This is a genomic window from Pseudarthrobacter sp. NIBRBAC000502770 (genome assembly GCF_006517815.1).
Lineage (GTDB): Bacteria > Actinomycetota > Actinomycetes > Actinomycetales > Micrococcaceae > Arthrobacter > Arthrobacter niigatensis.
The window spans coordinates 4029172-4054659 of the sequence record NZ_CP041198.1; the positions used below are offsets into that span (position 1 = coordinate 4029172).

The 25488-nt window shown below is 66.7% G+C and carries 25 protein-coding genes and 1 pseudogene; 15 read left to right on the forward strand and 11 right to left on the reverse strand.

Annotation, left to right across the window (positions count from 1 at the left end; all coding sequences use genetic code 11):
* Positions 1-128 precede the first annotated feature (128 nt).
* Positions 129-1631 (forward strand): MDR family MFS transporter, encoded by a 1503-nt coding sequence (locus NIBR502770_RS19185; RefSeq protein ID WP_141183010.1) that lies wholly within the window; start codon positions 129-131, stop codon positions 1629-1631.
* Here the strand turns inward: NIBR502770_RS19185 and NIBR502770_RS19190 are convergent.
* Entirely contained in the window at positions 1628-2464 is an 837-nt protein-coding gene (locus NIBR502770_RS19190; RefSeq protein WP_141158577.1) for an alpha/beta fold hydrolase, read from the reverse strand. The two genes, NIBR502770_RS19185 and NIBR502770_RS19190, sit on opposite strands and share 4 nt — an antisense overlap.
* A gap of 55 nt (positions 2465-2519) precedes the next feature.
* Positions 2520-3434: an alpha/beta fold hydrolase gene (locus NIBR502770_RS19195; RefSeq protein WP_246857327.1), complete on the reverse strand. Its 915-nt coding sequence runs from the start codon at positions 3432-3434 to the stop codon at positions 2520-2522.
* 68 nt (positions 3435-3502) lie between these two features.
* Between NIBR502770_RS19195 and lysS the strand changes: the two genes are divergently transcribed.
* From lysS to NIBR502770_RS19205, 3 genes and pseudogenes are all read left to right on the forward strand, one after another.
* On the forward strand, positions 3503-5041 hold the full coding sequence (lysS, locus tag NIBR502770_RS19200; protein ID WP_141158571.1) for a lysine--tRNA ligase: 1539 nt from the start codon (positions 3503-3505) through the stop codon (positions 5039-5041).
* A gap of 2 nt (positions 5042-5043) precedes the next feature.
* A complete protein-coding gene (locus NIBR502770_RS21280) occupies positions 5044-5220 on the forward strand; it encodes a hypothetical protein (protein ID WP_168223198.1) in 177 nt (58 codons plus the stop codon).
* Between the two features lie 138 nt (positions 5221-5358).
* Positions 5359-5687 (forward strand): annotated as a pseudogene (locus NIBR502770_RS19205) (Lsr2 family protein).
* A 92-nt stretch (positions 5688-5779) separates the two neighbouring features.
* Here NIBR502770_RS19205 and NIBR502770_RS19210 read toward each other — a convergent pair.
* Entirely contained in the window at positions 5780-6397 is a 618-nt protein-coding gene (locus tag NIBR502770_RS19210; RefSeq protein WP_141183011.1) for a hypothetical protein, read from the reverse strand.
* A 272-nt stretch (positions 6398-6669) separates the two neighbouring features.
* On the opposite strand from NIBR502770_RS19210, the gene NIBR502770_RS19215 reads away from it, so the two are divergent.
* The 7 genes from NIBR502770_RS19215 to NIBR502770_RS21285 all read left to right on the forward strand — a co-directional run bounded on the left by NIBR502770_RS19215 (position 6670) and on the right by NIBR502770_RS21285 (position 14721).
* Entirely contained in the window at positions 6670-9162 is a 2493-nt protein-coding gene (locus NIBR502770_RS19215) for an ATP-dependent Clp protease ATP-binding subunit (RefSeq protein ID WP_141158568.1), read from the forward strand.
* A gap of 87 nt (positions 9163-9249) precedes the next feature.
* Complete coding sequence (locus NIBR502770_RS19220) at positions 9250-11370, forward strand: S9 family peptidase (RefSeq protein WP_141183012.1); 2121 nt, start codon at positions 9250-9252, stop codon at positions 11368-11370.
* A gap of 36 nt (positions 11371-11406) precedes the next feature.
* A complete protein-coding gene (locus NIBR502770_RS19225; protein ID WP_141158566.1) occupies positions 11407-11916 on the forward strand; it encodes an amino-acid N-acetyltransferase in 510 nt (169 codons plus the stop codon).
* Positions 11917-12165: 249 nt separating this feature from the next.
* A complete protein-coding gene (gene dhaK / locus NIBR502770_RS19230) occupies positions 12166-13167 on the forward strand; it encodes a dihydroxyacetone kinase subunit DhaK (RefSeq protein WP_141183013.1) in 1002 nt (333 codons plus the stop codon).
* A 2-nt stretch (positions 13168-13169) separates the two neighbouring features.
* Positions 13170-13802, forward strand: a complete 633-nt coding sequence (gene dhaL / locus NIBR502770_RS19235) for a dihydroxyacetone kinase subunit DhaL (RefSeq protein ID WP_141158564.1) — start codon at positions 13170-13172, stop codon at positions 13800-13802.
* On the forward strand, positions 13799-14512 hold the full coding sequence (dhaM, locus tag NIBR502770_RS19240; RefSeq protein ID WP_141183014.1) for a dihydroxyacetone kinase phosphoryl donor subunit DhaM: 714 nt from the start codon (positions 13799-13801) through the stop codon (positions 14510-14512). The genes dhaL and dhaM overlap by 4 nt, the downstream gene beginning before the upstream one ends.
* A gap of 35 nt (positions 14513-14547) precedes the next feature.
* Entirely contained in the window at positions 14548-14721 is a 174-nt protein-coding gene (locus tag NIBR502770_RS21285; protein ID WP_168223199.1) for a hypothetical protein, read from the forward strand.
* On the opposite strand, the gene NIBR502770_RS19245 is transcribed toward NIBR502770_RS21285, so the two are convergent.
* Genes NIBR502770_RS19245 through NIBR502770_RS19255 form a run of 3 tightly spaced genes read right to left on the reverse strand, consistent with a single transcriptional unit; the run spans position 14718 to position 16562 of the window.
* Positions 14718-15224 carry a hypothetical protein gene (locus tag NIBR502770_RS19245; protein ID WP_141183015.1) on the reverse strand — a complete coding sequence of 169 codons (507 nt, stop codon included), beginning with the start codon at positions 15222-15224 and terminating at the stop codon, positions 14718-14720. The two genes, NIBR502770_RS21285 and NIBR502770_RS19245, sit on opposite strands and share 4 nt — an antisense overlap.
* Before the next feature lie 29 nt (positions 15225-15253).
* Positions 15254-15685: a DUF3592 domain-containing protein gene (locus tag NIBR502770_RS19250; protein ID WP_141183016.1), complete on the reverse strand. Its 432-nt coding sequence runs from the start codon at positions 15683-15685 to the stop codon at positions 15254-15256.
* Between the two features lie 58 nt (positions 15686-15743).
* Positions 15744-16562, reverse strand: a complete 819-nt coding sequence (locus NIBR502770_RS19255; protein ID WP_246857328.1) for an A/G-specific adenine glycosylase — start codon at positions 16560-16562, stop codon at positions 15744-15746.
* A 274-nt stretch (positions 16563-16836) separates the two neighbouring features.
* Between NIBR502770_RS19255 and NIBR502770_RS19260 the strand changes: the two genes are divergently transcribed.
* Positions 16837-17529, forward strand: a complete 693-nt coding sequence (locus NIBR502770_RS19260) for a hypothetical protein (protein WP_141158559.1) — start codon at positions 16837-16839, stop codon at positions 17527-17529.
* A 96-nt stretch (positions 17530-17625) separates the two neighbouring features.
* Here the strand turns inward: NIBR502770_RS19260 and disA are convergent, their stop codons facing one another.
* The 3 genes from disA to NIBR502770_RS19275 all read right to left on the reverse strand — a co-directional run bounded on the left by disA (position 17626) and on the right by NIBR502770_RS19275 (position 19719).
* Positions 17626-18702, reverse strand: a complete 1077-nt coding sequence (gene disA / locus NIBR502770_RS19265) for a DNA integrity scanning diadenylate cyclase DisA (protein ID WP_141183018.1) — start codon at positions 18700-18702, stop codon at positions 17626-17628.
* Positions 18703-18948: 246 nt separating this feature from the next.
* Positions 18949-19449 carry a 2'-5' RNA ligase family protein gene (locus NIBR502770_RS19270; protein ID WP_141183019.1) on the reverse strand — a complete coding sequence of 167 codons (501 nt, stop codon included), beginning with the start codon at positions 19447-19449 and terminating at the stop codon, positions 18949-18951.
* Positions 19450-19488: 39 nt separating this feature from the next.
* The gene (locus NIBR502770_RS19275) at positions 19489-19719 is read right to left on the reverse strand and encodes a hypothetical protein (protein ID WP_141158556.1); all 231 of its coding nucleotides are present in this window, start codon (positions 19717-19719) and stop codon (positions 19489-19491) included.
* Between the two features lie 194 nt (positions 19720-19913).
* Here NIBR502770_RS19275 and NIBR502770_RS19280 point away from each other — a divergent pair, with 194 nt between their 5' ends.
* Complete coding sequence (locus tag NIBR502770_RS19280; protein ID WP_141183020.1) at positions 19914-21527, forward strand: peptide chain release factor 3; 1614 nt, start codon at positions 19914-19916, stop codon at positions 21525-21527.
* A gap of 7 nt (positions 21528-21534) precedes the next feature.
* Positions 21535-22764 (forward strand): beta-ketoacyl synthase, encoded by a 1230-nt coding sequence (locus NIBR502770_RS19285; protein ID WP_141183021.1) that lies wholly within the window; start codon positions 21535-21537, stop codon positions 22762-22764.
* A gap of 103 nt (positions 22765-22867) precedes the next feature.
* Here NIBR502770_RS19285 and NIBR502770_RS19290 read toward each other — a convergent pair whose 3' ends face one another.
* Positions 22868-23356 (reverse strand): NUDIX domain-containing protein, encoded by a 489-nt coding sequence (locus tag NIBR502770_RS19290; protein ID WP_141183022.1) that lies wholly within the window; start codon positions 23354-23356, stop codon positions 22868-22870.
* A 120-nt stretch (positions 23357-23476) separates the two neighbouring features.
* On the opposite strand from NIBR502770_RS19290, the gene NIBR502770_RS19295 reads away from it, so the two are divergent.
* Positions 23477-23716, forward strand: coding sequence for a hypothetical protein (locus tag NIBR502770_RS19295; RefSeq protein WP_141158552.1), 240 nt, complete (start codon positions 23477-23479; stop codon positions 23714-23716).
* A 55-nt stretch (positions 23717-23771) separates the two neighbouring features.
* On the opposite strand, the gene NIBR502770_RS19300 is transcribed toward NIBR502770_RS19295, so the two are convergent.
* Positions 23772-25451 (reverse strand): HAMP domain-containing sensor histidine kinase, encoded by a 1680-nt coding sequence (locus tag NIBR502770_RS19300; RefSeq protein WP_246857329.1) that lies wholly within the window; start codon positions 25449-25451, stop codon positions 23772-23774.
* Between the last annotated feature and the right edge of the window lie 37 nt (positions 25452-25488).

Here is a 25488-nt window from a genome sequence, read left to right on the forward strand (position 1 = left end):
GGACGCCCTAATGTTCCCTCGGGGGTAGAAAGAACCCATGCGGAGGAATTACTCCAGCGGGTAGAGTGTTGGAATCTGCAGCGGCGCCGGCCGCGCATCACTCTTAAAACACCCCTGAGGGAACACCCATGTCTACCGAAGTCTCTCCGAACGCCAGCGGACAGTCCGCCCCTGACCAGGGACCCGGCGAAGGAATCCGCCAAGGAAACCCGTCCGCCGCACCGGAGAAGATGTCCCGGGAGTCCGTGACCATCATCAGCACGCTGCTGGTGGCGACGTTCGTGGTGATCCTCAACGAGACCATCATGAATGTCGCCCTGCAGCGGCTCATGGTGGACCTCCGGGTGGACGCGCCCACCGTCCAATGGCTGTCCACCGGATTCATGCTCACCATGGCCGTGGTCATCCCCACAACCGGCTTCATCCTCCAGCGCCTCTCCACCAGGGCGGTCTTCATGCTGGCCATGGGCCTGTTCGCCGGTGGAACGGCACTCGCTGCGGTGGCGCCGGGATTCGAAGTCCTGCTCCTGGCCCGCATCGTACAGGCCGGCGGCACCGCCATCATGCTGCCGCTGCTGATGACCACCATCCTCACCCTTGTCCCCCTTGCCAAGCGCGGTGCGGTCATGGGCAACGTCAGCATTGCCATCTCGGTGGCGCCGGCCATGGGCCCCACGGTCTCCGGGCTGATCCTTGAGCACTTCACCTGGCGCTTCATGTTCGTCTTCGTCCTGCCCGTGGCCCTCGCCGCGCTGGCCATCGGCGCCAAATACCTCACCAATGTGGGAGAAGTGGAGAAGGGAAAGCTCGACGTCCTGTCCGTGATCCTCACCGTCCCGGCCTTCGGTGGCCTGGTCTACGGGCTCAGCCAGATCGGCGGCGGCCACGGCGGCCAGTCGGGCCCCAGCGCCGGAGCCATCGCTGCCCTTGCGATTGGTGTCGCTGCGCTGACGGTGTTCGTGCTGCGCCAGGTCCGGCTCCAGAGGGCCGCCGCGCCGCTGCTGGACCTTCGCGCGTTCAACTTCCGGATGTTCACCGTCTCGGTCCTGCTGATGGTGGTGGCCATGATGGCGCTGTTTGGCGGCGTCATCCTGCTCCCGCTCTACCTGCAGGAAGTCCGTGGCCTGGGGTCGCTCGAGACTGGCTTGGCGCTGCTTCCCGGCGGCCTGGCCATGGGCCTGCTCGGCCCCGTCATCGGCCGGTCATTCGACAAGGTAGGCCCGCTGCCGCTCACCGTCACCGGTTCCATCCTCATGGTGGTGACGCTCTGGCAGTTTTCAATGCTCGACGCCGGCACGGCGGTTTGGTGGATCATCACCCTGCACGTCGGGCTGAGTTTCGGCCTGGCCCTGCTGTTCACCCCCGCCTTCACCACCGGGCTGAACCCACTTCCGCCGCACCTGTACTCCCACGGCTCGGCGATCATGAGCACCACCCAGCAGGTGGCCGGCGCCGCCGGCACGGCGCTGCTGGTGTCAATCTTCGCCGTGGTGAGTGCGACGTCGGGGCTCGTCGCCGGGATGAGCGCCGCCTTCATGACGGCAACGGTCATAGCCCTTGCCGCCGTCGTGCTGTCCGCGATGATGCGCAAGACTGAAGGTGCCGGACCGGGCCACGGGCCAGCACACTAGCCGGCGAAGAAGTCGCTCAGTTCCTTGATCAGCTTGTCAGGGGCCTTGATGGCGCCGTCGTGGCCGAAGCCGGGCAGGATGGTGTAGCTGGAGCCGGAGAGGACGTCGTGGATCTGGCCGCACGCGATGCCGAAGTAGGCCGGGCTCTTTTCGCCCACCACAATCAGCGTCTCCAAGGGGAGCGCCTGGAACGGTTCGGCCGGCATGTCGGCGGCGATGATCGCCTTGATTTCGCGGACGCCGGTGCGCATCAGCTCGCGCTGCTGCTTTCCCTCCGTGGTGCCCGCGGTCAGCTTGTTGGCCAGGGTGAGCATGGAGAGCGGCATTCTTGATGAGAAGGAGCCGCCGGCTTCCAGGCCGCGTTGGATGACTGCGAGGGCGCGGTCGTGGTCGCCTGCCGCGATGGCGCGCTCGTACTCCACAATCCAGTCCGCAGTGACGCTGCCGTTCACGGAGACGGCGGGGTCGTAAACCGCCAGACGTTCCACCGGAAGGGTCCGCGCGGCGTGCAGGGCAACAGCGCCGCCAAAGCTGTGGCCAAAGACATCCGTGCTGGAGGTGTGCTTCATGACGGTGTCCAGGTCACGGATATCCACGTCCAGCGTGTAATCCTCGGGCTGGGGGGACGACGATCCCCGGCCTCGCCGGTTGAACGTGTGCACCGGCCGGCCCAGGCCCGCGCTTAGTTTCTGGGCAAATTTGGTGTAGTCCGCGGCCGTGACCATTGAAGGCGGCACCACCACCACGCCCGACCCTGCCGAAGCCAGTTCCGCGCCGGTGGAGAAGAGCTCAATCGTGCCGCCGTCGGGGGTCCTGATGTTCTCTCGCGTCATGCTCCGAGCCTAGCCGAGCAAGTGGTTGCAGGCATCCCGGCCGGTTCGGCCGGAATCAGCCGCGGTGGACGGGAATAGCTCCGGAGGAATCCGGGCGGGGCCTTTCGTCCGCACCTTCGTCCTTGAAGTACGCCGAGATGTCAGCCACGAGCTCCTTGACCGCTGCCGGGATGGAGCCGTGGAAGCATTTGGGCGAGAGCTGGTGGGTGCTGCCCGGAACGGCTGCGTGCAGCCGTTCCGCGGTCACCTTGTAATAGTCGGGGCTCTTCCCGCCGGCCATGAAATGCGTGCCGGACGGCAGCACGCTGAAATCGCGGGCGTGGTCTTTTTCGTCGAAGGCCGCGCGCAGCTCACCCACTCCGCTGGGCATCACCTCGCGGAACAACGTGTTCACCTTGGTCCGCGACAGCACGGCCATCAGGCCAGCCAGCACGGGATCGGGGATCCGTGCCATGACGGAGCCGGGGCTGGTGGCCTTCTTCATGTACGCCAGGGCGCGGCCCACCCTGCCGTTGTTGACGGCGTCCTCGAACCCGTCCAGCCAGGCGGTATCGATACTGCCGTCGATGTTCACCGCTGCGTCGTACACCGCGAGTTTGTCCGGCACGTAGCCGGTGCCGGTGAACTCCTGTACGGCATTGAGCGCCACCGCCCCGCCCAGGCTGTGGCCCAGGATGTTCCGGGCGCCGGTGGCATCCATCACGGTCCGCACGTCCTCGATCTCGGTGGCCATGGAGTAGCCGGGCGGCTGCTCGGAGGAGTTGCCACGGCCCCGGCGGTCATAGACGTCAACAGCCCAGCCGTCACCCAGGCCCTTCGCGAGCTCAATGGAGAACGGCCGGTAGATCAGGGCAGTGAGGAACGCTCCACCGATCAACAGCACCCGCTTTTCGCCAGGAGCATCCTCGGTGCCGTAGCTGTATAAAGCCAGCCTGCCGGCGTCGTGCGTTGGAAGTACCCGTTCTTTCACCCGGCCATCCTAGGGTGCAAGCCTGCAGGGCAGCTGAAAGTCCCGCAAGCCAAATCCCGGTAAACTTGATGATTGTGACTTCCCAAAACACCCCCGCGCCCAAGAATGCCCCAGAGCCCATCGACGCCAGCGAGCAGATGCGGATCCGCATGGAGAAGCGCGCCAAACTTCTTGAGCGCGGCACGGAGGCCTACCCCGTGGGAGTGGAGCGCACGCACTCGCTCGCCGAGATCCGGGAGAAGTACGGCCACCTTGAGGCTGACGAGACCACGGGCGACACCGTAGGCGTTACCGGCCGCGTGGTCTTCGTCCGCAACACCGGCAAGCTCTGCTTCGCCACCTTGCAGGAGGGCGGCACCGACGGCAAGGGGACGCGCCTGCAGGCCATGCTGAGCCTGGCCAACGTGGGCGAGGAAGCGCTCGCGGATTGGAAAGCACTGGTGGACCTGGGCGACCACGTGTTCATCAAGGGCGAAGTCATCTCCTCCCGCCGCGGCGAACTGTCCATCATGGCCGACTCCTGGTCCATGGCCTCAAAGGCCCTGCGCCCGCTGCCCGTACTGCATGCGGACCTGAACGAGGAAACCCGTGTCCGCCAGCGCTATGTGGACCTGATGGTCCGCGACGAGGCCCGCGAAATGGTCTACACCCGCGCCGCCATCACCCGGTCCATCCGGGAGACGCTGTTCCGTCACCGCTACGTGGAAGTGGAGACCCCCATCCTGCAGCTGGTCCACGGCGGTGCCCTGGCGCGGCCGTTCGAGACCCACATGAACGCGTTCGACCAGAAGATGACCCTGCGCATCGCCACCGAGCTTTACCTCAAGCGGGCAGTCGTGGGCGGCATCGACCGCGTCTACGACATGGGCCGCGTGTTCCGCAACGAAGGCGTGGACTCCACCCACAGCCCTGAGTTCACCACGCTCGAGTGCTACGAGGCCTGGGCGGACCAGTTCGTTATGGCCGAACGCATCAAGGAGATCATCCTCGACGCCGCGGACGCCGTGGGTGCCGGGCGTGTCCTCCAGACCGAAGCGGGGGAGATCAACCTCGACGGCGAGTGGACCTGGCTGGCCGTCTACCCGGGGCTTTCCGACGCCGTTGGGCAGGAAATCACGCCGGACACCCCTGCTGAGGTGCTTCGGGAAATCGCGGCCAAGCACGAGGTCAAGGTGGATCCCAAGTGGGACGCCGAGAAGCTGGCTGTGGAGCTCTTCGGTGAGATCGTGGAGCCCACCCTGCTGAACCCCACCTTCGTCTACGACTACCCGCCCTCGGCCCAGCCGCTGGCCCGCCCGCACCGTGAAGACGGCCGGCTGATCGAGGCCTGGGACCTGATCATCGGCGGCATGGAACGCGGCACCGCGTTCTCCGAACTGATCGACCCCGTGATCCAGCGCGAACGGCTTACCGAACAGTCACTGCACGCAGCGGCCGGCGACGTCGAGGCCATGCAGCTGGACGAGGACTTCCTGCGCGCCCTCGAGTACGGTGCCCCGCCCATGGGTGGCATCGGCCTGGGCATCGACCGCCTGGTGATGCTCTTCACCGGCGCCGGGATCCGCGAAACCATCCTCTTCCCCTTATTGAAGCCTGAAGGGCACTGACCATGGAGTACGTAGCAGTTATCCTTCCCTCTCTTGTGGTGGGCCTGCTGTTCTGGTTTGCCATGAAGGCGATCTTTAATGCGGACAAGGCTGAACGGCAGGCGGAAGCGCGCGCCCAGGCCGAAGCTGATTCGCTTGCCGTGCGGCCCACGGACCGCCAAGGTCCCGAATCAAAATAGCTAAAACCCCCTACTTTCTGCCTTTATCCCCAAGGAACCATTAGGCGCTTTGACGCGTTGCCAAGATAAGAGTCATACTTTTTTCGGGAAACATCCTGCTTTTCTGAAAACCGACTTTCCAGCAAGAGGAAGACTTTAATGGCACAGAAAGTAAACATCATCCTCGTTGATGATCTGGATGGGGGATCCGCAGACGAGAATGTGAAGTTTGGCCTCGACGGGGTCAACTATGAGATTGACCTGTCCGCAGCCAATGCCGCTGAACTTCGGTCTTCACTGGAGAGGTTCATCACTGCCGCACGCAAGGCATCCGGCGGCCGCGCCCAGCGGGCAAAAGCCGCCCCGGGGGCCGCAGCCACGATTCGGCGCAAATCCGGCAATGGGCCCGGGATAACGGGTACACCGTTAACAGCCGCGGCCGAATTCAGGCCGAAATCCAGGAAGCCTACCAAAAGGCAAATTCCTAGGTACGCGCGTCGCCTGACTATAAAGCCCTGCTTCCCACCTTCGGGAGGCAGGGCTTTTGGCTGGCTGCAGGTATTTAGCGGTACGGGCGTAATTACTCCCGCGCCCCGGCCTGGGATTCACCGCTGTGCGATCCACGGCGCAGCAGGCTGCCGGCAGCAAACTGCTCGGCGACATAGAACACGAAAGGCGGAATATCACCTGTTTTCGCCAGTACCACTCCACACCCGGCACTGGCGAGGGCAAGCGCTGCCGCTTCCTTTTTCCGGTGCGGCAAGGTTGCCAGGGCGCCGGACAGGGACCCGAGCGCGAGCACATGCAGCCACGCATAGGCGTAGAACGGCCACGCCGGGAAGCGGCGCGCCGCGAAGCGCTCCAGGTCCGACGCGCGCATTGCAAGTTCGGACACAAAAAACGGCGCCCCGGCGGCAAGTGCGACGGCGGCTGTGCCGGCGAGTGCCCTGCTCCTTCCGGGCGGGAGGGCCAGGGCCAGCCGGGCAAACGCCGCGGGCATGGCAGCCGTCCCCGCTGCGGCCACATGTTGTCCGGCCACCCACCAGCGCTGCCCTTTACGGAGCATGTCGAGCCGCCGCGCAGCGTCGGGCTCCAGGTATACCCCCGGCACCGGGCTGATGCCTGCCAGCCAAACCGCACCCGCGGCGAGGGCAACCTCCGCCGGGCGCCTGACGCGTTCCAGGTCCACATGCGACATCTTCCCGCCCTTCCCGCTGATTCACGCTGCCCTTGTTGCTCCCGCTGGAGCGTTTAAGGCAGCCATTAGGGCCAAGAATGGCCCATCACCCGGCGTGGGACAAGGGCTGCCTGGAGGGCTCGTTTGTCCGCTGATGCCCGGCCGCCGGAGTCCGTGGAAGGCGGCGCGGCAATATTCCCGGACGACCCATGTTTCCCCTGTGGCGAACACGCTCCACAACACAGGGGCGGCCACGTAGCATCAAAGTACGTCGTAGCTAGGAGTGTGGCGAAATGTTTGAGCGATTTACGGACCGTGCCCGTCGCGTAGTTGTGCTTGCCCAAGAAGAGGCACGCATGCTGAACCACAATTACATCGGTACCGAACACATCCTCTTGGGTCTGATCCATGAGGGTGAGGGCGTTGCCGCCAAAGCTCTTGAGTCCTTGAGCATTTCGCTCGACGGCGTTCGCGAGCAGGTGCAGGAGATCATCGGGCAGGGGCAGCAGGCTCCCTCCGGCCACATCCCCTTCACCCCCCGTGCCAAGAAGGTACTGGAGCTCTCGCTGCGCGAAGCCCTCCAGCTGGGCCACAACTACATCGGCACGGAGCACATCCTGCTCGGCCTCATCCGCGAGGGTGAAGGCGTTGCCGCGCAGGTGCTGGTCAAGCTCGGCGCCGACCTCAACCGGGTCCGCCAGCAGGTCATCCAGCTCCTCTCCGGCTACCAGGGCAAGGAAACCACCGGCGCAGGCGTCGGCGGCGGACAGCCCGAGGGCGCTCCCGCCGGGTCCGTGGTCCTGGACCAGTTTGGCCGCAACCTGACCCAGGCCGCGCGCGAGAACAAGCTGGACCCGGTCATCGGCCGCGAGCAGGAAATGGAACGCGTCATGCAGGTCCTTTCCCGCCGTACCAAGAACAATCCAGTCCTCATCGGCGAGCCCGGCGTCGGCAAGACGGCCGTCGTCGAAGGCTTGGCCCAGGCGATTGTCCGCGGCGACGTTCCGGAGACCATCCGTGACAAGCAGCTGTACACCCTGGACCTTGGCTCCCTGGTGGCAGGCTCCCGCTACCGCGGTGACTTCGAAGAGCGCCTGAAGAAGGTCCTCAAGGAGATCCGCACCCGCGGCGACATCATCCTGTTCATTGACGAGATCCACACCCTGGTGGGTGCCGGTGCCGCCGAAGGCGCCATCGACGCAGCCTCGATCCTCAAGCCCATGCTGGCCCGCGGCGAGCTGCAGACCATCGGTGCCACCACGCTGGATGAGTACCGCAAGCACATCGAGAAGGACGCTGCCCTGGAGCGCCGCTTCCAGCCGATCCAGGTCAAGGAACCCTCCGTGGCGCACGCCATCGAGATCCTCAAGGGCCTGCGTGACCGGTACGAGGCACACCACCGCGTCACCATCACCGACGGCGCCCTGGCCTCCGCTGCAAGCCTGGCCGAGCGCTACATCTCGGACCGCTTCCTTCCGGACAAGGCCATCGACCTGATCGACGAGGCCGGCGCCCGGCTGCGCATCCGCCGCATGACCGCTCCGCCGGAGCTCAAGGCCATGGACGAGCGCATCGCCAAGCTGAAGATGGAGAAGGAATCCGCCATCGACGCGCAGGACTTCGAAGGCGCCGCTTCGCTCCGCGACAAGGAACAGAAGATGATCTCCGAGCGCGCGGAAAAGGAACGCCACTGGAAGTCCGGCGGCATGGATGACATCTCCGAGGTGGATGAGGATCTCATCGCCGAGGTGCTGGCCAACTCCACCGGCATCCCCGTCTTCAAGTTGACCGAGGAAGAGTCCTCGCGCCTGCTCAAGATGGAAGATGAACTGCACAAGCGCGTCGTCGGCCAGGACGAGGCCATCAAGGCACTGTCCCAGGCTATCCGCCGTACCCGTGCAGGGCTCAAGGACCCCAAGCGCCCCGGTGGCTCGTTCATCTTCGCCGGCCCCACCGGCGTCGGCAAGACCGAGCTCGCCAAGGCACTTGCCGAGTTCCTGTTCGGTGAAGAGGACGCCCTCATCACGCTGGACATGTCCGAGTACTCCGAGAAGCACACCGTTTCGCGGCTCTTCGGTGCCCCTCCGGGCTACGTGGGCTACGAAGAGGGTGGCCAGCTGACCGAGAAGGTCCGCCGCCGTCCGTTCTCCGTGGTGCTGTTCGACGAGGTTGAGAAGGCCCACGCGGACCTCTTCAACTCGCTGCTGCAGATCCTGGAAGACGGCCGCCTGACCGACTCCCAGGGCCGCGTGGTGGACTTCAAGAACACTGTGATCATCATGACCACCAACTTGGGTACTAGGGACATCTCCAAGAGCGTTGCCACCGGCTTCCAGTCCGGCACCGACACGCAGACCGGCTACAACCGCATGCGTGCACGGGTCACGGAGGAACTCAAGCAGCACTTCCGCCCCGAGTTCCTGAACCGTGTTGACGACGTCGTGGTGTTCCCGCAGCTCACCCAGGACGAGATCATCGAGATCGTGGACCTGTTCGTGACCCGCCTGGAGAAGCGCCTCAAGGACAAGGACATGGGCATCGAGCTCACCAAGGCCGCCAAGGTGCTCCTGGCAACCCGCGGCTACGATCCCGCCATGGGTGCCCGGCCGCTGCGCCGCACCATCCAGCGCGAGATCGAGGACCAGCTCTCCGAGAAGATCCTCTTCGGCGAGATCCACACCGGCGACATCGTCGTGGTGGATGTCGAAGGCGAAGGCGACGACGCGAAGTTCACCTTCGCCGGCAACGCCAAGCCGCGCATCCCGGAAATCGCCCCGAGCGTCTAAGTTCCACAACGCAAGCCCCGCTGCTCCGCAAGGAGCGGCGGGGCTTCCGCATTGTGATCGGCGGCACAAACCATGTTGAATCGGTGCATGGCTAATCAGAATCCGGCGATCCCGGACGAGCAACCACTGACCCCCTTCCACGACCTCGACCACTACCTGTCCATCCCACGGGTAAGCGGCCTTGCCCTGAGTCCCGACGGCTCCCGGCTGGTGACCACCGTCAGTACCCTGAACGGCAAGGGCATCGAATATGCCAGTGCGCTGTGGGAGCTGGACCCTGCGGGGCAAAAGCATGCCCGGCGCATCACCCGCAGTGCCAAGGGCGAGGCCGGCGCGGCGTTCGCCGCGAACGGCGATGTCTACTTCACGTCCGCGCGGCCCGATCCGGACAGCCCCGATGAAGAGCCAGTCAACGCCCTCTGGCTCCTTCCGGCAGACGGCGGGGAAGCAAGGGTGGTCCTCAGCCGGCCCGGCGGCGTCGGCAAGGTGATGACCGCCAGGAACGCTGATGCGGCATTCGTGGCCGCCGAGGTCCTGGCAGGTTCCGCGGATGAGGAGGACGACGCTGAACGGCGCAAATCCCGCAAGGACCGGAAAGTTTCGGCCATCCTGCACAGCGAGTACCCGGTGCGATACTGGGACGCCGACCTGGGTCCCGGCCAGCCGCGGATCTTCGCCGTGGAAACCGGCGAAGAGAAGGAGCAAGGGAAGCCCAAAACCGTTGACTCCACTGCGCCCCTGGTCCTGCGCAACCTTACGCCCGCTGCCGGCCCGCGGCTGAGGGAAGCTGAGACAGTGGTCAGCCCGGACGGGAAGACCGTTTACAGCAGCTACACCAGACCCCTCGCCAGGGCGGACAGCCGCTCCGTCCTGGTGGCGGTGGATGTGGCATCGGGAAGCCTCAAGGTGCTCCTGGACCAGGCGGGCATGAGCTATTTCCCGGGTCCGGTCAGCCCGGACGGCAAGACCCTGGTGGTGCTCAGCGAAAGCGACTCCGCCCCGCAACAGGCTCCAGAGATCAGGATGCACCTCCTGGACGTCTCCGGCGGAGCGGGGGAGCCCGGCGGCCTCCAGCCCCTTGCCCACGATTGGGACCGCTGGCCCAAGCCGGCAGCGTGGCTTCCAGACGGGTCCGCCCTCCTGGTCACAGCCGACGACGACGGCGCGTCGCCGGTTTTCCGGGTCAGCGTTCCGGCGGCTGCGGCTGAGGTGGGCATCGCCCGGGTGACGCAGGACGCTGCCGCCTACTCCGACGTCGTAGTCTCCCCGGATGGCCGTTATGCCTACGCCCTGCGCAGCTCGTACGAATTCCCGCCCGAAGCCGTGCGGATCGACGTGGCCACCGGGGAAACCACCCGCCTGCCGGCACCTGCCGAACGGCCGTCCCGCCCGGGCCGGCTGGAGCGGATTGCCGCCACGGCTCCGGACGGCTCCCGGGTTCCGGCCTACCTGGCGCTGCCTGAGGGCGCATCAGCAGAGGCGCCCGCGCCGATGCTGCTCTGGATCCACGGCGGCCCGCTGGGATCCTGGAACGCCTGGACCTGGCGGTGGAACCCGTGGCTCCTGGCGGCAAAGGGCTACGCGGTGCTGCTGCCGGACCCGGCACTGTCCACGGGCTACGGCCAGGCCTTCATCCAGCGCGGCTGGGGAGCCTGGGGCAAGGCGCCGTTCACGGACCTCATGGCCGTCACGGACGCCGCAGTGGAACGGCCGGACATCGATGAAGCCCGGACCGCTGCGATGGGAGGCTCCTTCGGCGGGTACATGGCCAACTGGGTGGCGGGGAACACGGACCGGTTCAAGGCCGTGGTCACCCACGCCAGCCTGTGGGCGCTGGACCAGTTTGGACCCACAACGGATGCCTCGCAGTATTGGCTGAAGGAAATGACCGAAGAGATGGCGCTGGAGAATTCACCGCACCTGCACGCGGAGAAGATCAGTTCGCCCATGCTGGTGATCCACGGCGACAAGGACTACCGCGTGCCCATCGGGGAAGGCCTGCGGCTCTGGTACGAGCTCCTGTCCAAGTCCCGGCTGGCAGCGGACCAGGACGGGCAGACCCCGCACCGGTTCCTCTACTTTCCGGACGAAAACCACTGGGTCCTCCAGCCCCAGCACGCCAAGGTCTGGTACCAGGTGGTGGAGTGGTTCCTGGCAAAGAACGTCCTGGGCCAGGAGCTCGAGCTGCCCGCGGAACTGGGGCTGTAGGCTCCCGGCCGCTCCTGCGCCTCGTAGGATTGCCTAGTGACCGACTCCTTCCACATCCGCCCAGCACGCACCAGCGACGTCCACGCCATCAAGAAGCTTGTGGCTCCCCTGGCTGAGGAGCGCATCCTTATGGCGAAGGAGACGGTGGCGTACTACGAGAGCCTGCAGGAGTTCCGCATCGCTGAGTCCAGCGACGGCGAAATGATCGGCTGCGGGGCCCTGCACGTCATGTGGGAGGACCTCGCTGAAATCCGAACCCTTGCCGCGTCCGGGCAATGGCGCGGCAAGGGAGTGGGGCACGTCCTGGTGGAAAGCCTGCTGGAGGAGGCCCGGGCCCTCGGGGTGTCCCGGGTCTTCTGCCTGACCTTCGAGGTGGACTTCTTCAAGCGCCACGGCTTCGAGGTGATGGCGGACCAGTCCGCCGTGGACCCGGAAGTGTATTCGGAGCTCCTGCGTTCGCATGACGAAGGTGTGGCCGAATTCCTCGACCTGGCGCGGGTCAAGCCCAACACCCTTGGCAACACCCGGATGATCCGCACCCTCTAGGAAGCAGGGCCTTCCACCAGGGCAAACGCCTGTTTGCTTTATTCGAATTGATGGATAAACTTCTGGAGGCCGGTATGTGGGGGGCCTCAGGAAAGGGACAGTCATTGGGGGCTGTCCCTTTGCTGCGTCCCGGACCGGTTGCCCTGGCGGGCGGCCGGAAAACCGGGGCCGGAGGAACCTACCGCCAGCCGTGATGCCGGTAGTAGGGTCGGAGACACATCCTTCAGGAGCACAGCCAGGAGCACCGCCATGAAGAAACTCATCAACGATCCAAAATCCGTCGTCCAGGAATCTGTGCAGGGCTTCGGCCTGGCGCATGCCGGACTGGTCACCGTCAGTGAAGACCCCATCTACATCACGCGCAAGGACGCGCCAGTGGACGGCAAGGTGGGGCTGGTTTCAGGCGGCGGCAGCGGGCACGAGCCGCTGCATGCCGGTTACGTGGGACGGGGAATGCTCGACGCCGCGGTGCCCGGGGCTGTGTTCACCTCACCTACCCCGGACCAGATCCTTCCCGCCACCCTCGCCGTCAATTCAGGTGCCGGCGTCGTGCATATCGTCAAGAACTACACCGGGGACGTCCTGAATTTCGAGACGGCGGCCGAGCTGGCCGAGGCTGAGGGGGTGAGCGTCCGGACCGTACTGGTCAACGACGACGTCGCGGTGGAGGACTCGCTGTACACCGCCGGCCGCCGAGGGGTGGGCGGCACCGTCCTCGTGGAGAAGATTGCCGGTGCTGCCGCCGAGCGTGGCGACAGCCTGGACGCGGTGGCCGCCATCGGCGAACGGGTCAACGCCAACGTCAGGACCATGGGCGTCGCACTGTCGGCCTGCACGGTGCCGCACGCGGGCACGCCAAGTTTCGACCTCGCCGACGACGAGATCGAAATTGGGATCGGTATCCACGGCGAACCCGGCCGGCACCGGATTCCCATGGAAGACGCCGACAGCATCACCAACCGCCTGCTGGAACCCGTGCTGGCCGACCTCAAGATCAGTTCCGGGGACAAGGTCCTGCTTTTCGTCAACGGCATGGGCGGCACACCGCTGAGCGAGTTGTACATCGTGTACCGGCGGGCAGTGCAGGTCCTGGCTGACGCGGGCGCCACCGTGGAACGGACACTGGTGGGCAACTACATCACCGCACTGGAGATGCAGGGCTGCTCCATCTCGGTCCTCCGGCTCGACGACGAGCTCACGGAACTCTGGGACGCCCCCGTGCACACCGCCGCCCTGCGCTGGGGCGTGTAGCCGTGGTGCTTGATGCAAACTGGGCCGTGAAGTGGCTGACGCTGTGCGCGCAGGCCATGGCTGAACACCGCGTCGAACTCATCGAGCTGGACCGCGCCATCGGGGACTCTGACCACGGCGAGAACATGGACCGCGGCTTCCAGGCGGTCCTTGCCAAACTGGGCGAATCGACGCCGGAGACGCCGGGGGCCGCGCTGAAGATGACCGCCATGACCCTGATGTCGAAGGTGGGCGGTGCCGCCGGCCCCCTTTATGGGACCGCGTTCCTTCGCGCTGCCACCGCCCTGGGTGATTCCGCAGAAATTGATGCCTCCGCCTGGGCAGGCGCCCTGGCAGCGGCCCGGGACGGGATCGTGGCGCGCGGCAAGGCTGAGTCCGGGGACAAGACCATGGTGGATGCGTGGACGCCGGCGGTTGATGCTGCCCGCGCGGCAGCCGACGGCGGCAGTACGGATGTTCTGGGCGTCCTGGTGGCCGCCGCTGAGGCTGCCGAGGCAGGGGCGGTGGCCACCGACCCCATGGTGGCGCGGAAAGGCCGCGCCAGCTACCTTGGCGAACGCAGCGCTGGCCACCGGGACCCCGGGGCAGCCTCCAGCGCTTTGATCCTGCGCGCGGCCGTTGGGGCAGCTGCGTGACCGTAAGCATCGTGGTGGTGTCCCATAGCGCAAAGATTGCCGACGGCGCCGTGGAGCTGGCCGCCCAAATGGCACCGGACGTGGTGATCCTTCCAGCCGGCGGCACCGATGATGGCAGGATCGGCACCAGCCTGGAGAAGGTCCTCGCCGCCCTGGAAGCAGCCAGTGGGCAGGCGGCAGGGGCTGGTGCGGAGGGCACCGTCGTGCTGACGGACCTGGGATCAGCAGTGATGACCGCGGAATCGGCCCTCGAGTTTTTGGAGAACCCCGCGGGCGTCCTGCTCGCCGACGCACCACTCGTGGAAGGACTGGTGGCCGCGGCCGTCGCCGCGCAGGGTGGAGCAGATGTGCAGGCGGTCCGGAAGGCGGCCGAAGGCGTGGGGATCCCCGCCGGCCAGCCGGCACCGGCCGCCGGCGGAACGGACCACCTTGAATCTCCCACCAGCGCCGCCCCTGACTTCACCGGCGATTTCGAACTGGTCAACCAGGCAGGCATGCATGCCCGGCCCGCCGCGAAAGTGGCAGGCGGCCTGGCCTCCCTTGACGCGGAGGTCACCATCAACGGGGTGGACGGAGCGTCCATGACCGGCCTGATGACGCTCGGGGCAGGCAAGGGTACGGTGCTGCACGTTGAAGCCTGGGGCGCCGACGCGGAAAAGGCCGTGGAGTATGTCGGGGGCCTGGTGGAGGCCGGCTTCGGCGAGCCCTGAGCCGCCAAACGGTTCCTGCGAATAAGCTCGATGCCATGGAACGGCCGCTTGCAGAAAACTCCCAGGAAATCGAAGTGCTGGACGGCCAGGCCTCCGTGGAGGAACTGCTCGCCGAACTCGGCTTCGACTGGAGCGCTGAGCCGGTGGCCGGAGGACCGCTGCCCGGAAACCCTGAGGGCGATACCTTCACCCAGCCGGCGCTTTTCTAGCCCGGCGGCTTTTGGGGTACGGGCTGCTGGTGCAGCCCGCCGCCGTCCAGCGTGAGGGATGCCGACAGGAACTTTCCGCACTGCTCACCGAATGGATACAGCGCCTGCGGACGGAACTCCAGGGTGCGGACGGCCAGCGCCGTGCCGTTGGAAGCCGTGCCGGAAGCGGTCACCACCATGGGTGATTCCGTAAGCGTCTCCAGCATCAGCGTTGCCACCTTGGTTCCGTCCGGAGATGCGGTGGCCGAACAGGCACCCTCTTCGGTGCACCCCTGACCCACGGAGGAGCTGCCGGCGCGCAGTTCGGCGTCGGACTCCTTGCAGGTGCCGTCCTGGCAGGCCCGCAGGTGCAACGTGCGCACCTGGGAGGAGTAGCCGGCGGTGACTGTCACGGTCACGGCGGTGGCCTGCGCAATCGCCGGGCAGGCGCTGCCGGCCGGCCCGCAGGCGGAAAGGAGCGCCGCAGCCATCCCCAATGCCACCAGCAGTCCCGGCTTGTGCATGCCTTCAGGCTACCGCGCCGGCGGGACACTCAGCCCATCGGGAAAATGCCGATAAACCAGAACGACGCCACCGCGAAGACGGCGAAAAACGCGATCAGGCACCCCATGGCGGTACGTGGCTCCGATGACACTTGGAGTGACTCATTGGGATCCGCCGGGTTGTAGGCCACCTCGATAAGGGAGCCCGGCACAGGCGGCTGCACCCCGGAGATCTCCGACTTGCCCATGAAGAGGGTGCCGCGCGGGTCCGTGAACTGGTACGTGGGGAAGTGGCGGAGGTTCCTGCTGGCGCCGCCAATGCCGCTGGTCCAGCCGGTGGCGCTGCCGGTCACCGTTGCCTGCGCCTTCGGCCAGGACGCCATTTGCTGTTGCTGGCGCCTGGTCCTGCGCGCCGCGTAGAGCAGCGAAAATACCACGCCGGCAACGAACAGCGCCCACATGATGTACAGAATGGTCTTCACGTTTCCCCCGGTTCCGGTCACCAAGAAGTATGCCATCCCGGGCGGCCACTCCGGCGGGTCAGGCTGGAAGCTGGTAACCGCCGTCGTGCATCTCCGCCAGCCCGTCCGCCAGCAGTCCCGCCAGCGCCCGCTCCAGCTGTTCAGGCGCGGAGTTCAGCCGGTGCAGCGCGGCCAGCGGCACACCGATCCCTTCCGGGGCGAAGCCAAGGTCGGCGGGTTCACGCTGGAATATGTCCGGCGGCACCGGCGATTCCGCCAGCCGGAGCACGGCCAGCACGGCGCCGCGGACCTGGCGGTCGGTGCCGTGCCATGCCTGCCCCTTGGGAACGTACGACGGCGGGGGCTCACCCGCCGCCAGCCAGGCGCAGGAGTCCTTGACCGGGCAGGAGGCGCACTTCGGCGCCCGGGCGGTGCACACCAAGGCCCCAAGTTCCATCACCGCGGCGTTCCAGCGCACGGAGGTATCGTCGTCGTCCGGCAGCAGGGCAGCGGCCAGGCGCATCTCCGCCGCCGTCAGTGCAGGGGCGGGCAGTGCGACGCCGGACACCAGCCGGGCGTGCACCCTGCGGATGTTGGTGTCCACCACCGTTTCCCGGCGGCCGTACGCGAACGCTGCCACCGCGGCGGCCGTGTAGCTGCCCACCCCGGGAAGGGCCAGCAGCTCGGCGTGGGAGTCCGGGACCCTGCCGCCGTGGTCCTGCACGATCGCGGTCGCTGCGGCGTGCAGCCGCAGCGCCCGGCGGGGGTAGCCCAGCCGGCCCCAGGAACGGACGGCTTCCCCTGCCGGTTCGCCCGCCAACCCGGCGGGGGTGGGCCAACGCTTGAGCCACTCCTGCCACACGGGGAGGACCCGGACCACCGGGGTTTGCTGCAGCATGATCTCGCTGACCAGGACGCCCCACGGGGAGCAACCGGGTTCACGCCAGGGCAAATCGCGGGCAATGCCGGCGAACCACCCGTTGATCCGGTGGTGGAGCTGGTCCAGTTCTGCATTGTCCGCCCGGGCAGGCGTGATGGGGGAGGTTTGAGTGTCGATGCCAACACTGTAGTGGATGGGTTCGCGCGGGCGGCAAACCGGTTGTGACGAGAGCGATGCGGATGCGGCGGCGTGGTGGCAGTGCAGATCCGGTGGGTTTCCCTAGCCTAGGAGGATGGGCAGGCAAGGCAATTCATCAGCGCGCGGCACGGCAGCGGGTTCCAGCAGCGTTCGGAAACCGAGTGCCGCCGTGTACCGGCGGCGGCGCCTGGCGGCTGGCGGCGCGCTCCTGCTTGCAATCGTGCTGGTGGTCAGCGGTTTCGCGCTCGCCGGTGCCTTCCGCGGCGGTTCGCAGCAGGCCTCATCCACCCAGCCGTCCTCCACCGATTCCGCCTCTGCGGCTTCGGCAGGCGCCCCCTCAGCTTCGGCCCCGGCAACTCCATCCGCTTCGCCGACGCCCACTGTGGCGCCGACCCCCACCTGCAACCAGAACCTGGTGACCGTCACGGCCGCCACCGACAAGCCCTCCTACGGCCCGGGCGAAAACCCGCTGCTCACCCTGAAAGTGACCAACGGCGGCACCGTCCCCTGCGAGGTCAACATCGGAACCTCACAGATGGAGTTCCTGGTCACCAGCGGCGCTGACCGGATCTTCTCTTCGAAGGACTGCCAGGCTTCGAGCGAGGACCTGGTGAAGGTGATTGCGCCGGGCGCCAGCGAAACCGCCAACTTTCCGTGGGGCAGGAACCGCAGCGCCGATGGCTGCAAAGCCGTGGCCGCCGCCCCCGGTGGCGGCGGGGCGTACTACATCTTCACCGCGAAACTCGGTTCGCGGGCCAGCCCCAAGGCCGTCTTCCAGCTGAACTGAGCTGCCCCTTCATCGATTGCTGCGCAACTGTCGCTTTCAGGCTTCATAACGACAACGACGGAGCATTCGATGGGCGTCATCCCACGGATGGGGATTTCAGAGGAAGCGGTCCAGGAGGCTGGCCTCTGCCATCCGGCTCAGGCCTTCGCGCACAGTGCGGGCACGCTGGTCACCGATCCCGTCAACGGTCATGAGGTCGTCAATGGTGGCAGCCATCAGGAACTGCAGGCCGCCGAAATGGTCCACCAGGCGGTCGGCCACGGCCTTGGGAACTGCTTTCAGGCCGGACAGCAGCCGGTATCCGCGGGGCTGGACCACTGCATCGAGGTTGGCTTCCCCGCCCGCGAAACCAACAATGGCCGCGATCTTGCCCAGGTCGATCAGTTCCGTGGGGCCAAGGTTGACCAGTTCGTGGACGGCTTTGTCGATGTCATCCGCGGAGGCATTGGGGCTGGCATAGTCGCGGATAATAACGTCGCTGCCGGGCCCCCTTCCCACGGTGAGTTCGTCGAGCTGGAGGGAGAGCAGCCGGCCGTCCTCGCCCAGTTCCAGCACATACTGTGAAATTTCCTCGGAGATGCGGCGGACCATTTCCTGCCGCTGAAGGGTGACTGCAACGTCCCGCACCGTCACCATTGCTTCGATTTCCAGCGCGGACAGCGAGCTGGTGACCTGGTCCAGCCGGGCACGGTACCGCTCCAGGGTGGCGAGGGCCTGGTTGGCGCGTGCCAGGACGTTTTCGGAACCCTCCAGGACATGCCGCAAACCGTTAACGTACAGGGCGATGATCTGCATGGACTGGCTGACGGAGATGACAGGGACTCCGGTCTGCTTGGCCACCCGTTCCGCCGTGCGGTGGCGGGTGCCAGACTCCTGTGTTTCGATGCTTGAGTCCGGGACCAGTTGGACGGCTGCGCGCAGGATATTGCCGGCGTCCTTGTCGCAGATGATGGCACCGTCCATCTTCGCCAGCTCCCGCAGGCGGGTGGGCGAAAACTCGATGCCGATATCGAAGCCGCCGGAGCAGATGGAATCGATGGTGCGGTCGGAGCCCAGGACGATCAGTGCGCCCGTGCGCCCCCGGAGGATCCGTTCCAGGCCGTCGCGGAGGGGAGTTCCGGGTGCAACCCGGCCCAGCGTGGCCCTCAGCGATTCTTCGGGGCTCCGCGCCATAGGTGTTTCCCTTCGAAGGTGCGGACCGCCGCCCGCAGGAATGCCGGCATCTGCAGTTGTCCGGCAGGACCAAAAAGTGCTCTGGTTCCCGCAAGCTCAATGATAGGGGTAAGAAGCCCAAGTTCCGCACGGGCAAGCCCCAAAGTGCCTCATTAGGGGGTGGGCCGGACAGCGGGGAAAGTGCAGTCCGGGCCAGGCACCCGATGGGTACTTTTCGTGCTCCCGGCCCGCGGCCGGGATCTCCGCTCAGGCCGCCCCGGCCAGCGGCGTCACCGTTTTAGTGCTGCTGTCCCACAGCCGCGCCGCCGCGCATCGGCCGACGATGCGCAGGTCCAGCAGGTCCAGGGCCGTTCCCAGCTGGTGGCCGGGGATGCGGCGGGAGATGGTGGCGTGCGGAGTCCAGGCGCCCGGCAGCGTCAGCGGCTGCGCACCGGAAAGACCCTGGTGCAGGCGCCGGTGCAGGTCCAGCAGGGGAGCGGTTGGCAGGACCGCACGGGCCAGCACATATTTGCCCGGGCCGGCCGGAAAAACAATGGCTCCGGAAAACGTCATGTCCAGGGGCAATGCTGCCCAAGGTCCTTCCTGCCCGGCCTGCAGGTCCATGCCCGCTGCGAGCGTGACGTGCGGGCTGTTGCTGGGGGAGGTGTGCGCGGCCAGGCTTGGGAGGCCGGCGGCCTCGAGCCTCGCCCAGTCGGCCCGGAGGAGGGCGTCGGTGCTGTCATCAAAGACCAGTTCGATGCTGCGCATAAGCCCATCATGCCGGTCGGCGGGGTGGCCGGGGAAACGTCAGCGCTTACGGTCCCGGAGCATCCGCTCCAAATCCCGGCTGACCTTCGAAAGGGACGCCGCCCGGAGCGCTTTGTGCTCGGCCGCGGTCTGGACGCCGCGTTTTCGCTGCGGGGCTGACGGAAGGGCAGCAGCAGACCCCTGCGTGGCCGCACCAGCCGGGCCGGCGGCCAGGTTGGTGGCGAGCGGATCGAAGAAGAGGTTGCCCGGGAAAATGGCGCCATGGATCATGCGCCAAAGCTAACGGCCCGGCATTTCGAGGCTTTGAACGTCCGGTTTCGCCCGCGTTAAGCGCGGCCGGGACCGGTTTGCGGCCCTGCGATAAACTTGTACTTTGGCCCTCTGCCAATGACATTCCCGCCCGTGAGCCGCAGTGCAGAACCCGAAAGGCCCTGGGCAGCCACAACCGCAGCGAAAGTAGCACCGTGTCCCAAGATGTCCTGACCCCCGCCCGGATCTCCGAGATTCACAAGGAGGCGGGCCGCCGCAGGACCTTCGCCGTCATTTCCCACCCTGACGCCGGCAAGTCCACGCTCACGGAGGCCCTCGCCCTGCATGCCAAGGTGATCGGTACCGCGGGAGCCTCCAGCGGCAAGGCCAACCGCAAGGAAACGGTCTCGGACTGGATGCAGATGGAGAAGGACCGCGGTATCTCCATCAGCTCCGCCGCGCTGCAGTTCTCCTACCGGGACACTGTCATCAACCTGCTGGACACCCCCGGCCACGCAGACTTCTCGGAAGACACCTACCGCGTGCTCGCCGCCGTCGACTGCGCCGTCATGCTGGTGGACGCCGCCAAGGGCCTGGAAACCCAGACCATGAAGCTCTTTGAGGTCTGCAAGCAGCGGAACCTGCCCATCATCACCGTCATCAACAAATGGGACCGTCCCGGCCTGGACGCGCTGGCCCTGATGGACGAGATCACCGAACGCACCGGCCTGCAGCCGATGCCGCTGACCTGGGCCGTAGGGATCTCCGGCGACTTCCGCGGCGTCTGGGACCTCCGGAACGACCGCTTCGCCCGGTTCCAGCGCAACAACGCCGGAGCCCAGATTGCCATCACCGAGTACTTCACCCCCGAGGAAGCAGCCGAGGACCAGGGCAGCAACTGGTCCGACGCCGTCGACGAAGCAGGACTGGTGATCGAGTCAAACCTGGACTTCGACGTCGAGGCCTTCCACGGCGGAAAGGCCACCCCCATCCTGTTCAGCTCCGCAGCGCTGAACTTCGGCGTGAAGGAACTGCTGGACGCGCTGGTTGACTTCGCCCCGCCGGCCGCGCCCCGCCCGGACATCGACGGCAAGCCGCGACCGGTCGAATCGCCGTTCTCCGGCTTTGTGTTCAAGGTCCAGGCGGGCATGAACAAGGCGCACCGCGACCACGTGGCCTTCATCCGCGTCTGCTCCGGCGTCTTCGAGCGCGGCATGGTGGTCACCCAGACCCGCACCGGCAAGTCCTTCGCCACCAAGTACGCCCAGCAGGTGTTCGGCCGCGAACGCGAGGTCATCGACGAGGCCTACCCCGGCGACGTGGTGGGCCTGGTCAACGCTTCTGCGCTGCGCGTGGGCGACAGCCTTTTCCTGGAGAACCCGGTGGAGTACCCGGCCATCCCACTGTTCGCGCCCGAGCACTTCCAGGTGGCCCGGTCCAAGGACCCCAGCAAGTTCAAGCAGTTCCGCCGCGGCATCGAGCAGCTGGAACACGAAGGCGTCATCCAGCTGCTCCGCTCCGACCTCCGCGGAGACCAGGCGCCGGTGCTTGCCGCCGTCGGTCCCATGCAGTTCGAAGTGGTGGAGGACCGCATGGCGCACGACTTCAGCGCCCCCATGCGGCTGGAGCGCCTGCCCTACTCGCTGGCCAGGATTTCGACGGCGGATGCCATGCCCGCGCTGGCAAACGTTCCGGGCGCCGAGGTGCTCTTGCGGTCCGACGGCGAATACCTCGCCTTGTTCAATGACGTCTGGGCGCTGCGCCGGATCGAGAAGAACCACCCTGACCTGACGCTGCTGCCCATCGGCACGCACAACCCGGCGAAGTAAGGCACTTGTGGAAACTCCTGCACCCCGCGCCGTAGTAACCGGCGCCGGAACCATCAACCCCCTTGGTTCCACGGTCAAGGAAACCTGGGAAGCCCTGCTGGACGGCCGCTCCGGAATCACGGCGCTGGACCAGGACTGGGCGGAACAGCTGCCGGTCCAAATGGCCGGCCAAGTCACCGCGGACCTTTCGGAGCACCTCAGCACCCGCGAGATGAAGCGGATGGACCGGTGCGGCCAGCTCGCCCTGGTTGCGGCCCGGGAGGCCTGGACGCAGGCCGGCAGCCCCGACGTGGACCCTGAACGGTTCGCGGTGGTGATCGGGTCCGCTTACGGCGGATTGGGTTCCACCATCGAGCAGGACCGGGCACTGAACCAGTCAGGTCCGCGGAAGGTGTCGCCGCATACCCTGACCCGGCTGATGGTGAACGGCCCGGCCGCGTGGGTGTCCATCGACCTCGGTGCCCGCGGGGGCGCCCGGACGCCTGTCAGCGCCTGCGCCTCCGGGGCTGAGGCGATTGTGCAGGCAGCAGAGCTGATCCGCTCCGGTGCTGCCGACGTCGTGATTGCCGGCGGTGTGGATGCTTCCGTCAATGACCTGGTGATCAGCGGCTTCGCCCAGATCCGTGCCCTGTCCACCCGTTCGGATGACCCGCAGCGGGCCTCGCGCCCGTTCGACGGCGGCCGGGACGGCTTTGTGCTCGCCGAGGGCGCCGGAGTGGTGGTGCTGGAGAGCGAGGAGCACGCCCGTGCCCGCGGTGCCGCCGTCCTTGGGGCCGTGGCCGGCGGAGCGGTGACCTCCGATGCCAACGACATTGTGGCCGCCGATCCCGCGATGCAGCGGCGGGTCATGCAGAAGGCACTGGATGCGGCAGGCATGCAGCCGGCTGACATCGGCTTCGTGCATGCACACGCCACGTCCACCCCGGTGGGCGACCGGCTGGAAGGCCAGGCGATCAATGCAGTCTTCGGCGCCTCCGTGCCGGTCACGTCCACGAAGGGGCACACCGGACACCTGCTGGGCGGCGCCGGTGCGCTGGCCGCCGTCGTGGTCCTCGAAGCCCTGCGCACCGGACACCTGCCCGGGACGCTGAATGTGGAGTCGCTGGACCGGGAAGTGGACCTCAACGTCGTGACCGAAAACTCCCTGGCCCTGGCTGCCGGATCCCCGCGTGCCGGCCTGGTCAACGCGTTCGGCTTCGGTGGACACAGCGTTGCCTTGGTAATCGCCGGCGCCTAGGCAGACGCTGAAAACGCCGGAATGGTGCGGGGACGCCGGAACCCTCCGGCGTTCCCGCACTGTACCGGCGATCCGGAGGGAGCGGGCCGTCCGCGCAGGTCTTCTAGCTGGCTGCCAGGCCCTCAACCAGTGCATCCAGGATGGGCAGCTGGCCCTTCACGAGTTTGGTCCGGGCCTCCTGCTCCGGGAACCAGCGGGCGTCGTCAATTTCGGGATAGTGCTGGATTCTGCCGGACCCCTTGGGCCATTCCAACGGGAACGTGTTGCTGGAGACCACCTCAGGGGCGAACCCGGCTTCGGCGGCATAGGCGGTGATGAGCTTTCCCGAGGACTGCCGGAACTCGCCCAGCAGCCGGTAGTCGGCCTCCGGGGCCGCGGTCCCCATCTCTTCTGCAAACTCCCGCAGCGCCGCGGCCAGCGGATCCTCGCCGTCGGCATACTCACCTTTTGGAATGGACCAGGCGTGGGTGTCCTTGCGCGCCCAGAAGGGACCGCCCATGTGGGCGATCCACACCTGCAAGCCATCCCGGGCCCCCGCGGGAGTGGCGGAGTCCTGTTGGTACAGCAGGATGCCTGCGCTTCGAATGGGCATTGGATCTCCGGATCTTCAGAAAAGTGCAGTTGCCGTCCGCCGTTAACGTGGAGTTCACGGCGCTGCTCTAGGTTATTCCTTCAGGCACATTGCCAGTCACTCCGCTCGAAAGGAGCACTCGTGGCCAACATTGCTGAGGTTTTGGGACGGCTTACGCCGGAAGAAGTGGACGAGCTCCGCAGCCTTGGTCCGCAGGGCCACCTGCCGCGGCATCTGGTGGATGCCCTGGACCGCGCGGCCGGGGGCACGGGCTCGGGCCGGGGATACTATGTGGCAAACGGCAACGTCAGCGCCACCGGCGGCCCGCTGCTGGTGCTGCGCAGCGACGTTTCCAGTTGGCTGGCAGGCGCCCCGTCCTGAATTGCCTGCCCGCAACCCTTTCCCGGCTTTGGGGGCTGGCAAGGCTCCGGGCTGGCTAGGCGTGCGGCAGGATGAACGTTGCCGTGGTGCCCACGCCGGGCTCGCTGTCCAGGCTGATGGAACCTCCGTGGCCTTCGACGATGGTCTTGCTGACGGGCAGTCCCAGGCCGGCGCCCGGGATGGCCGTTTCGCGTGACCGCGCCGAACGGAAGAACTTGGTGAACGCCTGTTCCTGCTCTTCGGCGGTCATCCCCAGCCCGGTATCGGTGATGGAGCACGCCATGCCCGAGCCGGTGCTGAGGGCGCGGGCCGTGATGGTGCCGCCGTTGGGGGAGTACTTGATGGCATTCGAGAGCAGATTCCGGAACACCTGGCTGATCCGCTCCGGGTCCACCCTGGCTGGGAGCGGCTCCTCCGCGTCAAGCACCAGCTCGAGCCCGTTGCCGGCCGCCTTGGGCTGGGCGGCGTCAACCTCCAGCGCCAGCAGGCGGGCCAGGTCCGTCTCCTCGAGTGAGAGGTCAACGCGCTCGGATGCGACGGCGATGAGGTCATTGACCAGGTTCAGCAGGTGTTCTGCGTTCCGGCGCACCACATTGAGCTCCTCCCTGACGTCCTCGTGGCCGGGTTCGTCCAGGACCAGTTCCAGGTAGCCCAGGATGGAGGTCAGCGGTGTCCGCAGCTCGTGAGAGACAGTGGCAACGAAGTCGTCCTTGGCGGCCAGCGCACTCACCAGGCTGGTGACGTCAACGAAGGTAATGACGGCACCGGCTCCCTGGCCACCCACCGGCGGGAAACCATGCGAGCTCACGGAGTAGGCATGCTGCCGCTCCGGAGGGCCGGCCCAGTACAGCTCGTCCGCAAAGGCGTCCCCGGCTGCGGCCCGCGCTGCGGGTAGAAGGGCCGCCGGTACGGGGGTGCAACGGTCCGCCATCAGCAGGCCCTGCCCGCCGGAAGGATCCACGACGCCGGCCAGGGCAGGGTCCGTGCGCATGGCCTTGTTTGCCAGCACGGTGCGGCCCCGGGCATCCACCACCCACACGCCCACACCCACGGCCTTCAGCACTGCGTCGAGCAGGCCCTGGCGGCGGACGCTTTCGTCCAGGGTGCGCGCCAGGTCCTGCTCATCCTGAACGATCCGCGCGCGATGCCGGCGGAGGGTGGTGGCTACGACGTGGGCGCTGACCGCGACGACGGCCATTACCAACGGGAGGATGAGGACACGGATCATGGATCCGCCCGCCGGTACCGAGCCCTGGAGGAATGAGGGGGCCACCGTACTGAGGACGGTTCCCACAATGGCCAGAACGGGCATGTACGGCCGGACCTGCGCAGAGAGCCAAATGACGGGGAAGAGCAGCGTCACGCTCAGGACACTGAAGGCCGGGCCTCCCGCCTCGCGCGTGAACCCGATGGCCAGGCAGTCGAGGAGCGGAATAACGGCGAAGGCGCTTGCCGGGAGCCTGCCCCACGGGATGGCAACGCATGCGGCCGCGATGGCCACATGGAACAGCAGGGCCGACATGAACAGGTTGCTGGCCAGCGTCGCCGGGCTGAAGGCGGCCGCGGCAAGTACCACCAGTCCGACAGTCGCCGAGACCGGCAACTGGCACACCGCTATGCGCTTGCGCGCACTGAGCCCCCCGAACAGGCTATCCAGACGGTCCGACACCACAGGCTGCATGGGTGCCCTGCGTGCCTGGCCGGCAACGTCTGCGACGCCCTGCTGTTCCTGCATCACCAAGCTTCCCCCAGCACAGAAATCAACGACCTCC

Coding starts and splice junctions, on each gene's coding strand:
- NIBR502770_RS19185 (WP_141183010.1), top strand. CDS start 129: ATGTCTACCGAAGTCTCTCCGAACGCCAGCGGACAGTCCGCCCCTGAC.
- NIBR502770_RS19190 (WP_141158577.1), bottom strand. CDS start 2,464: ATGACGCGAGAGAACATCAGGACCCCCGACGGCGGCACGATTGAGCTC.
- lysS (WP_141158571.1), top strand. CDS start 3,503: ATGATTGTGACTTCCCAAAACACCCCCGCGCCCAAGAATGCCCCAGAG.
- NIBR502770_RS21280 (WP_168223198.1), top strand. CDS start 5,044: ATGGAGTACGTAGCAGTTATCCTTCCCTCTCTTGTGGTGGGCCTGCTG.
- NIBR502770_RS19210 (WP_141183011.1), bottom strand. CDS start 6,397: ATGTCGCATGTGGACCTGGAACGCGTCAGGCGCCCGGCGGAGGTTGCC.
- NIBR502770_RS19215 (WP_141158568.1), top strand. CDS start 6,670: ATGTTTGAGCGATTTACGGACCGTGCCCGTCGCGTAGTTGTGCTTGCC.
- NIBR502770_RS19220 (WP_141183012.1), top strand. CDS start 9,250: ATGGCTAATCAGAATCCGGCGATCCCGGACGAGCAACCACTGACCCCC.
- dhaK (WP_141183013.1), top strand. CDS start 12,166: ATGAAGAAACTCATCAACGATCCAAAATCCGTCGTCCAGGAATCTGTG.
- NIBR502770_RS21285 (WP_168223199.1), top strand. CDS start 14,548: ATGGAACGGCCGCTTGCAGAAAACTCCCAGGAAATCGAAGTGCTGGAC.
- NIBR502770_RS19245 (WP_141183015.1), bottom strand. CDS start 15,224: ATGCACAAGCCGGGACTGCTGGTGGCATTGGGGATGGCTGCGGCGCTC.
- NIBR502770_RS19255 (WP_246857328.1), bottom strand. CDS start 16,562: ATGCTGCAGCAAACCCCGGTGGTCCGGGTCCTCCCCGTGTGGCAGGAG.
- NIBR502770_RS19260 (WP_141158559.1), top strand. CDS start 16,837: ATGGGCAGGCAAGGCAATTCATCAGCGCGCGGCACGGCAGCGGGTTCC.
- disA (WP_141183018.1), bottom strand. CDS start 18,702: ATGGCGCGGAGCCCCGAAGAATCGCTGAGGGCCACGCTGGGCCGGGTT.
- NIBR502770_RS19270 (WP_141183019.1), bottom strand. CDS start 19,449: ATGCGCAGCATCGAACTGGTCTTTGATGACAGCACCGACGCCCTCCTC.
- NIBR502770_RS19275 (WP_141158556.1), bottom strand. CDS start 19,719: ATGATCCATGGCGCCATTTTCCCGGGCAACCTCTTCTTCGATCCGCTC.
- NIBR502770_RS19290 (WP_141183022.1), bottom strand. CDS start 23,356: ATGCCCATTCGAAGCGCAGGCATCCTGCTGTACCAACAGGACTCCGCC.
- NIBR502770_RS19300 (WP_246857329.1), bottom strand. CDS start 25,451: ATGCAGGAACAGCAGGGCGTCGCAGACGTTGCCGGCCAGGCACGCAGG.